Raw genomic sequence first — 13977 nt, 5'->3', positions numbered from 1 at the left:
ACGGTGACCGAGCACCACGACCCCGCGAGCCAGGCGTCCGCGCCGTCGCCCGCGGACGACGGCGTCGACCCGGTGGCAGCGCTCGTCGTGCAAGCGCAGGAGGCCTGTGCCGACCATCCCGAGCTGCTGGTCCTGGTCGAGCAGCTGGAGCGGCTCGAGGAGGTCGAGCTGGCCCGTCGCCCCGAGGTGCTCGACGCGGTGCACCGCACCCTGCGCGAGGTGCTCACGGGGGCGAGTCGGCCGGGCCGCTCCGCGTGAGCCGGCGGGTCCGGCTCGACGCGGAGCTCGTGCGCCGCGGGCTCGCGCGCTCCCGCGACCACGCCGGTCAGCTCATCGCGGACGGCAAGGTGCTGGTCGGCGGCCAGCGGGCGGCGAAGGCGGCCACGCAGGTAGGAACCGACCAGGCCGTCGTCGTCCGGGAGGACGACGACCCCGGATGGGCCTCCCGCGGCGCGCACAAGCTGCTCGGGGCCCTCGAGGTCTTCGAGCCGCAGGGACTGCAGCTGCAGGGTCGGCGCGTCCTCGACGCCGGTGCCTCCACCGGCGGGTTCACCGACGTGCTGCTGCGCCGCGACGTGCGCGAGGTCGTGGCGGTCGACGTCGGCTACGGCCAGCTCGTCTGGCGGCTGCGCGACGACCCGCGCGTCCAGGTGCACGACCGCACGAACGTGCGCAGCCTGACCCGCGAGGACGTCGGCGGCGCCGTCGACGCGGTCGTCTCCGATCTGTCGTTCATCTCCCTTACCGTGGTGATGCCCGCGTTGACCGCCGTCTGCCAGGAGGAGGGCGACATCGTGCTGATGATCAAGCCCCAGTTCGAGGTGGGCCGCGGCAACCTCGGCAAGAACGGGGTCGTGCGCGACCCCGACCTGCACGCCGACGCCGTGCTGCGCGTCTGCGAGAGCGGGCTCGAGCAGGGGTGGGGCACCCATGGGCTGGCGGCCAGCCCGCTGCCCGGACCTGCGGGGAACGTCGAGTACTTCTGCTGGCTGCGGCGCGACCCCGAGCCCTCGGTGCCCGACCGGTCGGCCGTCGCCGACGTCGTCGCCCGTGGACCGCTCGCGACGGCGGACGGGGACGACGCATGAGCGAGCGCCGCGTCCTGCTCATCGTGCACACCGCGCGCGCGGAGGCGACGTCGCTCGCGGCGCGCCTGGCCACCGATCTGCGCAGTGCCGACATCGGCGTCTGCGTGCTCGAGTCCGACCGCGACGACCTCGTGGCGGCCGGGATCGGCGAGGTCGGCGTGATCCCCGCCCAGGAGGGCGCGGCACACGGCTGCGAGCTCGCGGTGGTGCTCGGCGGCGACGGCACCATCCTGCGCGCCACCGAGATCTGCCGCGGCACCCAGACGCCGGTGCTGGGCGTGAACCTGGGGCACGTCGGGTTCCTGGCCGAGGCCGACGTCGACGACCTGCAGGCCGTCGTGCAGGGCGTCGTGGACCGCACCTACCGGGTCGAGGAGCGGCTGACGATCGAAGTGACGGTCAGCGTCGGGGACGAGGTCGTCGCGACGAACTGGGCGCTCAACGAGGCCACGGTCGAGAAGGCCTCGCGCGAGCGCATGCTCGAGCTGGTCGTCGAGATCGACGACCGACCGGTGTCGCGTTGGGGGTGCGACGGCGTCGTGTGCGCCACGCCCACCGGCTCGACCGCCTACAACTTCAGCGCCGGCGGGCCGATCGTGTGGCCGGAGGTCGAGGCCCTCCTGCTGGTCCCGATCAGCGCGCACGCCCTCTTCGCGCGGCCGCTGGTCGTCTCGCCGAACTCGACGCTCGCGGTCGAGGTCATGGGGGAGATGACGGCGGGCGTGCTCTGGTGCGACGGGCGTCGCGCAGCCGACCTCCCGCAGGGTGCCCGGGTGGAGGTCCGACGCTCGGACACGCCGGCCAGGCTCGCGCGGCTGCACGAGGCGCCCTTCGCCGACCGCCTCGTCCGCAAGTTCGACCTGCCCGTCGCCGGCTGGCGCGGCGCGGCGGAGCAGCGTCGCCTCGGGCGACGGGTCGAGGACGTCTGATGTGGCAGCACCTGCGACTCAGCTCGCTGGGCGTCATCGAGTCCGCCGAGCTCGAGCTCGACGCGGGCTTCACCGTCATCACCGGTGAGACCGGTGCGGGCAAGACGATGGTCGTGACAGCACTCGGTCTGCTGCGTGGCGGGCGTGCCGACGCGGGCCTGGTGCGGCACGGCGAGCGTCAAGCACGGGTCGAGGCGAGCGTCGAGGTGCCGGGTGGGTCTCCGGTCGTGCGCGCGGTCGAGGACGCCGGCGGCACGGTCGACGACGACGTCGTCGTGCTGGGCCGGGTGCTGTCGGCGCAGGGCCGCTCGCGTGCTGTCGCGGGCGGCGCGACCGTGCCGGCCGCGGTGCTCTCCGACGTGACCGACGCCCTCGTGGCGGTGCACGGACAGTCCGACCAGCACCGGCTCCTGCGCGGGTCTGCCCAGCGCTCGGCGCTCGACGCCTTCGCGGGGGACGCGCTCGCCGCGCTCTCCGAGGAGTACGCCCCGCGGTACGCACGACTGCGCTCCGCGCGGGCGCGCCTGGGGGAGCTGCGCCAGCACGGGCAGGAACGGGCCCGCCAGCTCGACCTCCTCCAGCACGGACTCGCGGAGATCGCCGACGTGGAGCCGCGGGAGGGCGAGGACGAGGAGCTCGTCACCGAGGAGGGACGGCTCGCCCACGCCGAGGCGCTGGTGCAGGCCGCGTTGACGGCGCACGAGGGTCTCGCCGGCGACCATGGCGCCGCCGCGCGCGACGTCGTCGCCTCCGGCTCGGCGGCCCTGCAGGACGTCGCCGGGCACGACCCCGAGCTCGACGACATGGCGCAGCGGCTGCGCGAGGTCGGCATCCTGCTCGACGAGGTCGCCGCCGACCTGAGCGCCTACGCGCACGGCGTCGAGGTCGACCCCGCCCGGCTGGCCGCGGTGCAGGAACGTCGTGCGGCCCTCGCGGCCCTCCAGCGCAAGTACGGCCCCTCCCTCGCCGACGTGCTGGCCTGGCAGGAGAAGGCCGCCGCCGAGGCTGGGGAGCTCGACCACGACGACCAGGCCATCGCCGACCTCGAGGCGGAGGTCGAGGCACTCGAGCCCCAGGTGCTGGACCTTGCGCACCGCATGAGCGAGGTGCGCCGGGAGGCCGGTGCCCGGCTCGCGGACCTGGTGGGGGAGGAGCTCACCCAGCTGGCCATGCCGTCGGCGCGGCTCGAGGTCGCCGTCAGCGTGCCCGAGGACGCCGTTCCCGCGGCCCACGGCATCGACGACGTCGAGCTGCTGTTCGCCGCGAACAACGGCTCCGCGCCACGCCCGCTGGCGAAGGGGGCGAGCGGCGGTGAGCTGTCGCGCCTCATGCTGGCGCTCGAGGTGGTCCTGGCCGACCAGGGCACCGTGCCGACGCTCGTGTTCGACGAGGTCGACGCGGGCATCGGCGGACGCGCTGCGGTCGAGGTGGGCCGCCGGCTCGCCCGGCTGGCCGAGGGCCCGCAGGTGCTGGCGGTGACGCACCTGCCCCAGGTCGCAGCCTTCGCGCACCACCACTTCCACGTCATGAAGGACGACGACGGCAACGTCACGAGCAGCAGCGTCGTGCGGCTCGACGGCCAGGCGCGCGTCGACGAGCTGGCGCGCATGCTCGCCGGCCAGGACGAGTCCGAGGCCGCGCAGGCGCACGCGCGCGAGCTGCTGGAGCTGGCCGGACGTCTCTGAGCCGGCCCGGCCGACGCGCCGGGACGCGCCGACCCGACCTGCCAGGAGGGCCGGGGTGCGCGTGCCACGATGGACGACGATGTCTCGACGCACCCGATCCACCGACGACACGACCGACGACATCGTCGGGGTCGTGCGCTTCGCCCGCGCCGGTGACGGTGCCGCCAAGTCGCTCCGCGCGGGCGACATCGCCGTCGTCGACCTGCCCGACCTCGACCGCGCCCAGGCCGACGCCCTGGTGCAGCGCAAGGTCCGCGCGGTGCTGAACGCGGCGGAGTCCTCGACCGGTCGCTACCCCAACTCCGGTCCGCAGGTGCTGGCCGACGCCGGCATCGCGCTCGTCGACCACGTCGGTGCGGGCATCTGGACCCGGCTGCGCAGCGGCGACACCGTGCGCATCGCCGACGGCAAGATCTTCAAGAACGAGGTGCTCGTCGCGCAGGGCCAGATGGTCGACGACGCGACCCGCTCCGAGCGGCTCGGCGCCGCGGAGCGAGAGCTCGCGACGAAGCTGGGCTCGCTCACGGCGAACGCGTCGGACCACCTCGAGCGCGAGCGCGCCCTGCTGCTGGAGGGCGCACGGGTCCCGCGCCTCGACGCCAAGCTGCGGGGTCGGCCCGTGGTCGTCGTCTCGCGCGCCTACCAGTGGGAGCACGACCTCAAGGCGATCCGTCGCTGGATCCGCGACTCCGGCGCGGTCGTCGTCGGTGTGGCCGCCGGCGCCGACGCCCTGCTCGAGACCCGCATCAAGCCCGACGTCGTGATCGGCCATCTCCAGGACCTCTCCGACCGTGCCCTGCGCAGCGGCGCCGACGTGGTCGTCGTGAGCCCGTCGGGACGCACCGACGGCGCGGAGCGCTTCGAGCGCGCGCACGTCGACGTGACCGTGTTCCAGGCGACGGGCTCGGCAGCCGACCTCGCGATCCTGCTGGCCGACGCGAACGACGCGCCGGTCGTCGTCGAGGTCGGGGCGCCGCGCGGTCTCGTCGAGTTCCTCGAACGAGGCACGGCCGACGTCGCGAGCTCCTTCGTCACGCGGCTGCGGACGTCGGCGACGCTCGTCGACGCGCACGCCGTGGCCCACTTCACCCGCCGCACGATGCCTGCGTGGCCCGTGCTGCTCATCCTGCTCGCGGGCGTCCTGGCCGTCGTCGCCGCCGTGGGCACGACCCCCACGGGCGCCGACTGGTACGCCGTGCTCGGCGAGCGCCTGGCCGACCTCCGCACCTGGCTCGAAGGACTGCTGTAGATGATCACCTTCCGGTACCACCTCGTCTCGATCGCCGCCGTCCTGCTGGCCCTGGCCGCGGGCGTCGCGCTCGGCGCCGGCGCGCTCGACGGCCGTTTCGCCCCCGACCGCGAGCAGGGCTCGTCGTCCGGTGGCGACTCCGCGCTCGTGTCGTTCGAGAACGGGTACGCGGCGCGCACGTCGACCGGCCTCATCGAAGGCACCCTCGACGACCGGTCCGTCGTGCTGCTGACCCTGCCGGGTGCCGACGCCGAGCAGGTCGCAGGCGTCCGTCGCAACCTGGAGAGGGCGGGTGCGGCGATCACTGGCACGGTCGCGCTCACCAGCAAGCTCGTCGACCCCGCCAACCGTCAGTTCGCCGAGAGCGTCACCGAGGAGGCGGCACCCGACTCCTCCGGCGAGGGCTACGCGCGCGTCGGCGCGGCGCTGGGACGGTCGCTGCTCGGCCGTGCCGGCCGCGAGCTCGACCAGACCGCACGCACGACCGCGTCGGCCTTCGAGGAGGGCGGACTGACCTCGGCCAGCGCCGCACCCGAACGGTTCGCCGGTCAGGCCGTCGTGGTCGCGGGCCCGTCGCGGCTCGGCGACTCCGCCGAGGTCGTCACCGGTCTGCTGCGCGCGCTCGCCGGCACGAGCGACGGCACGCTGCTCGCCGGTCCGTCGGCGTCCAGCCTCGACGGCGGCGCGGTCGACGTCGTCCGCCGCGAGGCCTCCCAGGTCTCGACCGTCGACGTCACCGACTCCGCCGCCGGCCGGGCCGTCACGGCCCTCGCCCTCGCCCGCGTGGCGGCCGGCGAGACGGGTGCGTGGGGCACCTCCCGCAGCGAGGACGGCTCCGTCCCGCGCTAGTCCGGCGCCTGGTCGCCGCGCCGCCCCGGCTGGTCATGGCCGCCGCGGCGAGGGGCTACACTGGAATCCCGTGGAGCAGTGACGACCACGGCACCTGCCGTCGGTCCCGCTGAGCCGCATCCAGGCCCACGACCACGGGAGTCACCTTGCAGGGCAGCGCCGTCACCAAGCACGTCTTCGTCACCGGAGGCGTCGCCTCCTCCCTCGGCAAGGGGCTCACCGCCTCCTCGCTCGGCCGGCTGCTGAAGTCCCGGGGACTGCGGGTCACGATGCAGAAGCTCGACCCGTACCTCAACGTCGACCCCGGCACCATGAACCCGTTCCAGCACGGCGAGGTCTTCGTCACCGACGACGGCGCCGAGACCGACCTCGACATCGGCCACTACGAGCGCTTCCTCGACGAGGACCTCGTGGGGCGCGCCAACGTGACCACCGGCCAGGTGTACTCCGACGTGATCGCGCGCGAGCGTCGCGGCGACTACCTGGGCGACACCGTCCAGGTGATCCCGCACATCACCAACGAGATCAAGGACCGGATGCTCTCGATGGGCGGGCCCGACGTCGACGTCGTCATCCACGAGATCGGCGGCACGGTCGGCGACATCGAGAGCCAGCCGTTCCTGGAGTCGGCGCGCCAGGTGCGCCACGAGATCGGCCGGGGGCACGTGTTCTTCCTGCACGTCTCGCTCGTGCCCTACATCGGCCCGTCCGGTGAGCTGAAGACGAAGCCCACGCAGCACTCGGTCGCCGCGCTGCGCTCGATCGGCATCCAGCCCGACGCGATCGTCTGCCGCTCCGACCGCGAGATCCCCGAGTCGGTCAAGCGCAAGATCTCGTTGATGTGCGACGTCGACACCGAGGCCGTCGTCACCGCCAGCGACGCCGCGTCGATCTACGACATCCCGAAGGTCGTGCACCGCGAGGGCCTCGACGCCTACGTCGTGCGCCGCCTCGACCTGCCGTTCCGCGACGTCGACTGGACCGAGTGGGACGCCCTGCTGCGGCGCGTGCACCAGCCGGCCGACGAGGTCACCATCGCGCTCGTCGGCAAGTACGTCGACCTGCCCGACGCCTACCTCTCCGTGGCCGAGGCCCTGCGCGCCGGCGGCTTCGCGAACGACACCAAGGTCCACCTGCGGTGGGTGCCCTCCGACGAGTGCGCCACCGAGTCGGGGGCAGCGCGCCACCTGGCCGACGTCGACGGCATCTGCGTGCCGGGCGGCTTCGGCATCCGGGGCATCGAGGGCAAGGTCGGCGCCCTGCAGCACGCCCGCACGCGGGGCATCCCGACGCTCGGCCTCTGCCTGGGCCTGCAGTGCATGGTCATCGAGCACGCCCGCCACGTCGCCGGCATCCCGGGCGCGAGCTCGACCGAGTTCGACCCCGACGCGAGCGACCCCGTGATCGCGACGATGGCCGAGCAGCACGCGTTCGTCGAGGGTGCGGGCGACCTGGGCGGCACCATGCGCCTCGGCCTCTACGAGGCCGCGCTGGCCCCGGGCAGCGTCGTCGCCGGCGTGTACGGATCCGACAAGGTCGAGGAGCGGCACCGTCACCGCTACGAGGTGAACAACGGCTACCGCGACCGCCTCGAGGCGGCAGGGCTCGTGTTCAGCGGCACCTCGCCCGACGGGACGCTCGTGGAGTTCGTCGAGCTGCCCGCCGACGTGCACCCGTTCTACGTGGCCACGCAGGCCCACCCGGAGCTGCGCTCGCGGCCGACGCGCCCGCACCCGCTGTTCGCCGGACTGGTCAAGGCTGCGCTCAAGCGTCAGCGCGAGACGCGTCTGCCGGTGGAGGTGCCGGTGCCCGGTGCCGACGTGGTCGAGGGCGCCGACGCGCCGACGTCGTGAGCCCGCACCCCACGCTGCCGGGCGTCCTGGTCGACGAGGTCGCCGACCGGGACGAGTCCTGGCCCGTCGCGTCCCACGAGCAGGTCTTCACCAGCGGCTACCTCGACGTCGAGGTCGACGCGATCGTCGACCCGCGCGGCGACGAGCACCGACGCGTCGTGGTGCGCCCGCAGGGTGCCGTCGGCGTGCTCGCGCTGGACGAGGACGACCGGCTGCTCCTCGTCGTGCAGTACCGGCACCCGGTCGGAGCACGCCTGGTCGAGCTGCCCGCGGGCACGCTCGACGTCGCGGGGGAGGAGCCGCAGGAGGCCGCCGCGCGCGAGCTGGCCGAGGAGGCCGACGTCGTCGCGGCCGACTGGGCGCCGCTGCTGTCGATCGTCTCGAGCGGCGGCTACTCCAGCGAGGTGTGCCAGGTCTTCCGCGCGACGGGTCTGCGCCCGGTCCCCGAGGACGAGCGCACCGAGCGCCACGCCGAGGAAGCCGACATGGAGCAGTGGTGGGTCCCCTTCGAGTCCGTCGTCGACGCCGTGCTCGACGGGCGGGTCCGCGACGCGACGATGTGCGCCGCGGTGCTCGCTGAGGCGGCCCGCCGCGCCCGCGGCTGAGCCGGCGACCATGAGCGACGCCGGCGACCTCGACCGCGCCGTCCAGGACTACCTGGGCCACCTCGGCGTGGAGCGGGGTCTCGCCGCGAACACGCTCGGCAGCTACCGGCGCGACCTGCGCCGCTACCGCGAGCACCTGCACGGTGCCGGCGTCCACGACGTGGCCGACGTGGCCGAGACCGACGTGCTGGCCTTCCTCGCCGCGCTGCGTACCGGCGACGAGGAGCACGCCCCCCTCGGTGCCTCGAGCGCCGCCCGGGCGGTCGTCGCGGTGCGGGGGTTCCACAAGTTCTGCCTGCGCGAGCAGCTCGTCGCGACCGACGTGACGGCGGCCGTGAAGCCGCCCCGGCCCGCCTCACGGCTGCCGAAGGCGCTGCCGCTCGACCAGGTCGAGGCGATCCTCGAGGCGGCCGGCGCGGCAGGGACGAGCCTGGCCAAGCGCGATCGAGCGCTGCTGGAGGTGCTGTATGGCACGGGGGCGCGCATCTCCGAGGCCGTCGGTCTCGACGTCGACGACCTCGACCTGGACGAGGGCACCGCCCTGCTGCGCGGCAAGGGCGGCAAGCAGCGCATCGTGCCGGTGGGCTCGTACGCGGCGGCCGCGCTGGGCGACTACCTGACCGTCGCGCGACCCGGGCTCGTGTCGGCCACCGGACGCGGCGGTGCGGCGCTGTTCCTGAACGCGCGCGGGGGTCGGCTGAGCCGCCAGAGCGCGTGGACGGTGCTGTCGCGCGCCGCGCGCGCAGCCGGCGTCGACGCGGACGTCTCGCCGCACACCCTGCGGCACAGCTTCGCGACCCACCTCCTCGACGGCGGGGCCGACGTCCGCGTCGTGCAGGAGCTGCTCGGGCACGCCTCGGTCACGACGACGCAGATCTACACGCTGGTGACGGTCGACCGGCTGCGCGAGGTCTACGCGACGTCGCACCCTCGCGCCGTCGACTGAGCAGGAGCGCCGGGAGAGCGGACCCGACCGGCGGGCCAGGCGCGCGGGGACGCCCGTCGAGCGCGGTACAGTGGCCCGACGATCGCCGGGCGGCGACCGGCCGCGGCGTAAGGAGACTGATGAGCGACGAACTCGGACCCACCGGACGCCCCGCGCCCGACTTCCCCGAGCCGTCACCGCGCCAGGGCGGCCGACCCGCGCAGATCATCGCGATGTGCAACCAGAAGGGTGGCGTCGGCAAGACGACGACCACCATCAACCTGGGTGCGGCGCTGGTCGAGGCCGGACGTCGTGTGCTGCTGCTCGACTTCGACCCGCAGGGCTCGCTGACGGTCGGGCTGGGCTTCAACGCCCACGACCTCGAGCAGTCGATCTACCACGTGCTGATGGACCGCGAGCTGACGCTCAAGGACATCGTCCTCGAGACGTCGGTGCCCGGGCTCGACCTCGTGCCCGCCAACATCGACCTCTCCGCCGCCGAGATGCGTCTCGTGACCGAGGTGGGTCGCGAGCAGGTGCTCGCCCGCGCGCTGCACCCGGTCCTGCACGACTACGATGTCGTGCTGATCGACTGTCAGCCGTCGCTGGGCCTGCTCACCGTGAACGCCCTGACGGCGGCCGACGGCGTGATCATCCCGCTGGAGTGCGAGTACTTCGCGCTGCGCGGCGTGGCGCTGCTCAAGGAGACGATCGAGAAGGTCCGCGACCGCACCAACTTCGACCTGCGCATCATCGGCCTGCTCGGCACCATGTACGACGGCCGCACGCTGCACGGTCGCGAGGTGCTGCAGACGCTCGTGCAGGGCTGGGGCGACCTCGTCTTCCACACCGTCATCCGACGCACCGTCAAGTTCTCCGACGCGACGGTCGCCGGCGTGCCGATCACCGAGTACGCCGCCAGCTCACCGGGTGCCGACGCCTACCGCCAGCTCGCCCGGGAGGTGCTGCACCGATGCCCCGACGCGTGAGCATGCCGGGGGCGGACGAGCTGTTCCGCCCCACGGCGCCCTCCGCCCGCTCGCGTCGTCCCGCACCCGACCCGAGCGTGGAGCCGACCCAGGCCGAGCAGGAGCGCACGGAGTCCGCTGCTCCCGCAGCACCGCGCGACAGCGGACGCATCAAGCACGACGAGAAGATGACGGTCTACGTGACGAGCGAGGAGCTGCTCGCGATCGAGCAGGCCCGGCTCCAGCTGCGCAGCAGCGTGCGGCGCAACGTCGACCGCGGCCGCCTCGTGCGGGCCGCGATCGCCCTGGCGCTGGAGGACCTCGAGACCCGCGGCGACGACAGCGACCTCGCCCGGCGGCTCGGCTCGGCATGAGCCTGTCGGCCGACACCGCGCAGGCCCCGGAGGCGGACGGCTTCCGCGTCGACGTCGGGGTCTTCGACGGGCCCTTCGACCTCCTGCTGTCGCTCATCTCCAAGCACCAGCTCGACATCACCGAGGTCGCGCTGTCGACCGTGACGACGGAGTTCATCGCCTACGTCCGCGAGCTCGGGGGCGACCTGGAGCAGACGACGCAGTTCCTCGTCGTCGCCGCCACGCTGCTCGACCTCAAGACGGCGCGGCTGCTGCCGCAGGCCGACGTCGAGGACGAGGAGGACCTCGCCCTGCTGGAGGCGCGCGACCTGCTGTTCGCCCGGCTCATGCAGTACCGCGCCTTCAAGCAAGTGGCGAGCTTGCTCGCCGACCGGCTGGCGACCGAGGGCAAGCGCTACCCCCGCCAGGTCGGGCTCGAGCCGCGGTTCGCCGCGCTGCTGCCCGAGGTGGTCTTCTCGATCGGGCCCGACGAACTCGCGGCGCTCGCCGCGCGGGCCCTGCAGCCGAGGCCCGAGCCCGTGCTGTCGCTGGCCCACCTGCACGCCCCGACCGTGAGCGTGCGGGAGCAGGCGCACCTCGTCGTCGACCGGCTGCGCCGCGAGCGCACCACCACCTTCCGCGCGCTGACCGCCGACGCGGACCTCATGACGACCGTGGCGCGCTTCCTGGCCCTGCTCGAGCTGTTCCGGGAGGGCGTCGTCGGCTTCGACCAGGCCAGCCCGCTCGGCGACCTGCACCTGCGCTGGACCGGCGGTGACGACGACGTCGACATCGACGTCGGCGACGAGTTCGACGGTCACACCGCCGACGACGGGATCACCCCCGCCCTGACCATCCCGGAGGACGACGATGCCTGACGCCACGCCCGACGCGAGCACCGCCGAGGCGCCCGTCGACGAGACGGTGCAGCTCGCGGAGCAGGGGGGGCAGCCCACGGACGGGTCGCTGCGCGGCCCGCACGAGCTGGAGCTCGAGCTGCTCGCGCTGCGTCCGGCGCTGGAGGCGGTGCTGATGGTCGCCGACCAGCCCCTCGACCACCTGACCCTCGCGCAGGCGGTGGGACACCCGCCCGTGGAGGTGCAGGCCGCGCTCTCCGAGCTGGCAGCCGAGTACGACGAGCAGGGACGCGGCTTCGAGCTGCGCCACGTCGGCGGCGGCTGGCGCTACTTCACGCGCGAGGCCTTCGCGCCGGCCGTCGAGCGGTTCGTGCTCGACGGCCAGCAGGCCCGGCTCACCCAGGCGGCGCTCGAGACGCTCGCCGTCGTCGCGTACCGCCAGCCCGTGAGCCGCTCGCGGATCTCGGCGATCCGCGGTGTCAACGTCGACGGCGTGGTGCGCACGCTGGTCACGCGCGGGCTCCTGGAGGAGGCCGGCACCGACCCCGAGAGCGGGGCGCACCTGTACCGGACCAGCAGCTACTTCCTCGAGCGGATGGGGCTCGCGTCGCTCGCGGAGCTCCCCGACATCGCGCCGATGCTGCCGGACATCGAGGACATGGAGGACGACCTCGTGCCCCCGAGCGGCTCCGACGATGCGACAGCGGAGGTCGCCGACGGGCTCGACACCGACGACGCAGACTCGTCCACCCCAGGCTCGTCCACGCCAGACTCGTCCAGCCCGGACGCGACCGAGGGGGAGGGGACCTCGTGAGCGAGGCCGAGGGCATCCGCCTGCAGAAGGTGCTTGCGCAGGCCGGGGTCGGCAGCCGCCGCCGCTGCGAGGAGCTCATGGCGACCGGCCGGGTCGAGGTCAACGGCGAGGTCGTCACCCAGATGGGCATCCGGGTCGACCCGCACACCGATCTCGTGCGGGTCGACGGTCGGCGCATCCCGCCGCCGTCGGACCACGCCTACCTCGTGCTCAACAAGCCGCGCGGCGTCGTCTCGTCGATGGCCGACGAGCAGGGCCGCCGCGACCTGACGGAGTTCGTGGCCGGACGCGACGAACGCCTGTTCCACGTGGGTCGCCTCGACACCGACACCTCGGGCCTGCTGCTGCTCACCAACGACGGCGACCTCGCCCACCGGTTGGCGCACCCGTCGTACGAGTTCACCAAGACCTACGTCGCCCTCGTCGACGGCGCGGTCGGCGACGCGGTGGGGCGGCGGCTGCGCGACGGCATCGAGCTCGAGGACGGCCCGGCCGCCGTCGACCGCTTCGTCGTGAAGGACCGTTCCCGTGGTCGCTCGCTGGTCGAGCTCGACCTGCACATGGGGCGCAACCGGATCGTGCGACGCATGCTCGCCGCCGTCGGCCACCCGGTCGTGGAGCTGACGCGCACGACGTTCGGACCGATCCACCTCGGGAGTCTCGGGGTGGGACGCTCGCGCGAGCTGACCCGCGAGGAGCTGGGGGACCTGTTCGATAGCGTGTCCCCATGACGTCGCTGCCCCCGACCCTCGTCGTCGGGTGCGGCCTCATCGGCACCTCCGTGGCGCTCGCGCTGCGCGAGCACGGCATCGACGTCCACCTGCGCGACCGCGACCCCGAGCACGTCGCCGCCGCGGTCGAGCGGGGCGCGGGCAGCGCCGAGCCGGTGCACGACCCGGCGCTCGTCGTCGTCGCGGTCCCCCCACGGGCCACCGCCGCCGCGGTGCGGGAGGCGCTCGAGACCTACCCCGCCGCCGTCGTCACCGACGTGGCGAGCGTCAAGGGCAGCGTCGCGCGCGACGTCGCCGGGGGAGCCGGCCTCGACCGCTACGTGGGCAGCCACCCGATGGCCGGGAGCGAGCGCTCCGGACCGCTGGCGGCCTCGGCGCGGCTGTTCGAGGGACGACCCTGGGTCATCACGCCCGCGGCCGGCGCCACCGACGCCGCCGTGCGGCTGGTCGAGGAGGTCGCCGTGATGCTGGGCGCCGTGCCGACCGTCATGGACGCCGACACGCACGACCGTGCCGTCGCGCTCGTGTCGCACGTGCCGCAGGTGCTGTCGACGCTGACCGCCGCGCGTCTCGTGGACGCGCCGCCCGCGCACCTCGCCCTGGCGGGCCAGGGGCTGCGCGACGTCACCCGCGTCGCCGGCAGCGACCCCGCGCTCTGGCGCGACATCATCACCACGAACGCCGAGGAGATCGGCGCCGTGCTCACGGCCGTCCGCGACGACCTCGACACCCTGATCGACGCGCTCCGCGACCGCGACGTGGTCGGCGGCGTGCTCGAGGCCGGTCGCGTCGGCACCCGGGCCATCCCCGGCAAGCACGGCGGCGAGCCCGTCGAGCTGGTCGTCGTCAACGTGCAGGTGCCCGACACCCCCGGGGCGCTGTCGCGCCTGTTCGCCCACGTGGGCGAGTCGGGCGTCAACATCGAGGACCTGCGCATCGACCACGAGCTCGGTCGCCCGGTGGGACTCGTCGAGATCGCGGTCGCCGCCGACCGTGCCGACGAGCTCGTCGCCCGGCTCACCGAACGCGCGTGGTCCGCCTACCGTTGATCCGTCAATCCACCCCTCTCCG

15 protein-coding genes are annotated in these 13977 nt (G+C 74.0%); all 15 read left to right on the top strand.

What is annotated here, in order from left to right; genetic code table 11:
• Positions 1 to 3: 3 nt before the first annotated feature.
• Positions 4 to 258, top strand: coding sequence for a hypothetical protein (locus Aeryth_RS12355; RefSeq protein ID WP_067859147.1), 255 nt, complete (start codon positions 4 to 6; stop codon positions 256 to 258).
• Complete coding sequence (locus Aeryth_RS12350) at positions 255 to 1088, top strand: TlyA family RNA methyltransferase (protein WP_067859144.1); 834 nt, start codon at positions 255 to 257, stop codon at positions 1086 to 1088. The genes Aeryth_RS12355 and Aeryth_RS12350 overlap by 4 nt, the downstream gene beginning before the upstream one ends.
• Positions 1085 to 2017, top strand: a complete 933-nt coding sequence (locus Aeryth_RS12345; protein WP_067859142.1) for an NAD kinase — start codon at positions 1085 to 1087, stop codon at positions 2015 to 2017. Before Aeryth_RS12350 ends, Aeryth_RS12345 begins: the two co-directional genes overlap by 4 nt.
• Complete coding sequence (gene recN, locus Aeryth_RS12340; protein ID WP_067859138.1) at positions 2017 to 3702, top strand: DNA repair protein RecN; 1686 nt, start codon at positions 2017 to 2019, stop codon at positions 3700 to 3702. Before Aeryth_RS12345 ends, recN begins: the two co-directional genes overlap by 1 nt.
• Positions 3703 to 3781: 79 nt before the next feature.
• Positions 3782 to 4951: a putative cytokinetic ring protein SteA gene (gene steA / locus Aeryth_RS12335; RefSeq protein WP_067859135.1), complete on the top strand. Its 1170-nt coding sequence runs from the start codon at positions 3782 to 3784 to the stop codon at positions 4949 to 4951.
• Positions 4952 to 5800, top strand: a complete 849-nt coding sequence (locus Aeryth_RS12330) for a copper transporter (RefSeq protein WP_067859132.1) — start codon at positions 4952 to 4954, stop codon at positions 5798 to 5800.
• Positions 5801 to 5946: 146 nt separating this feature from the next.
• Positions 5947 to 7653 (top strand): CTP synthase, encoded by a 1707-nt coding sequence (locus Aeryth_RS12325; RefSeq protein WP_067859129.1) that lies wholly within the window; start codon positions 5947 to 5949, stop codon positions 7651 to 7653.
• Positions 7650 to 8258 (top strand): NUDIX domain-containing protein, encoded by a 609-nt coding sequence (locus Aeryth_RS12320; protein WP_083516429.1) that lies wholly within the window; start codon positions 7650 to 7652, stop codon positions 8256 to 8258. Before Aeryth_RS12325 ends, Aeryth_RS12320 begins: the two co-directional genes overlap by 4 nt.
• A 10-nt stretch (positions 8259 to 8268) precedes the next feature.
• Positions 8269 to 9204: a site-specific tyrosine recombinase XerD gene (gene xerD, locus Aeryth_RS12315; RefSeq protein WP_067859127.1), complete on the top strand. Its 936-nt coding sequence runs from the start codon at positions 8269 to 8271 to the stop codon at positions 9202 to 9204.
• Positions 9205 to 9323: 119 nt separating this feature from the next.
• Positions 9324 to 10172 (top strand): ParA family protein, encoded by an 849-nt coding sequence (locus Aeryth_RS12310; RefSeq protein ID WP_067859124.1) that lies wholly within the window; start codon positions 9324 to 9326, stop codon positions 10170 to 10172.
• Positions 10157 to 10525: a hypothetical protein gene (locus Aeryth_RS12305; protein ID WP_067859121.1), complete on the top strand. Its 369-nt coding sequence runs from the start codon at positions 10157 to 10159 to the stop codon at positions 10523 to 10525. Before Aeryth_RS12310 ends, Aeryth_RS12305 begins: the two co-directional genes overlap by 16 nt.
• Positions 10522 to 11382 (top strand): segregation and condensation protein A, encoded by an 861-nt coding sequence (locus tag Aeryth_RS12300; RefSeq protein WP_067859118.1) that lies wholly within the window; start codon positions 10522 to 10524, stop codon positions 11380 to 11382. The genes Aeryth_RS12305 and Aeryth_RS12300 overlap by 4 nt, the downstream gene beginning before the upstream one ends.
• The gene (scpB, locus tag Aeryth_RS12295) at positions 11375 to 12175 is read left to right on the top strand and encodes an SMC-Scp complex subunit ScpB (protein ID WP_083516428.1); all 801 of its coding nucleotides are present in this window, start codon (positions 11375 to 11377) and stop codon (positions 12173 to 12175) included. The genes Aeryth_RS12300 and scpB overlap by 8 nt, the downstream gene beginning before the upstream one ends.
• The gene (locus Aeryth_RS12290; RefSeq protein WP_067859115.1) at positions 12172 to 12906 is read left to right on the top strand and encodes a pseudouridine synthase; all 735 of its coding nucleotides are present in this window, start codon (positions 12172 to 12174) and stop codon (positions 12904 to 12906) included. The genes scpB and Aeryth_RS12290 overlap by 4 nt, the downstream gene beginning before the upstream one ends.
• Positions 12903 to 13955 carry a prephenate dehydrogenase gene (locus Aeryth_RS12285; RefSeq protein ID WP_067859112.1) on the top strand — a complete coding sequence of 351 codons (1053 nt, stop codon included), beginning with the start codon at positions 12903 to 12905 and terminating at the stop codon, positions 13953 to 13955. Before Aeryth_RS12290 ends, Aeryth_RS12285 begins: the two co-directional genes overlap by 4 nt.
• Positions 13956 to 13977 lie beyond the last annotated feature (22 nt).

Origin of the sequence: Aeromicrobium erythreum, assembly GCF_001509405.1 — a bacterium.
Classification (GTDB): domain Bacteria; phylum Actinomycetota; class Actinomycetes; order Propionibacteriales; family Nocardioidaceae; genus Aeromicrobium; species Aeromicrobium erythreum.
The sequence above is the reverse complement of the archived record's forward strand: the minus strand, read 5'-3'. Positions and strand labels throughout refer to the sequence as shown.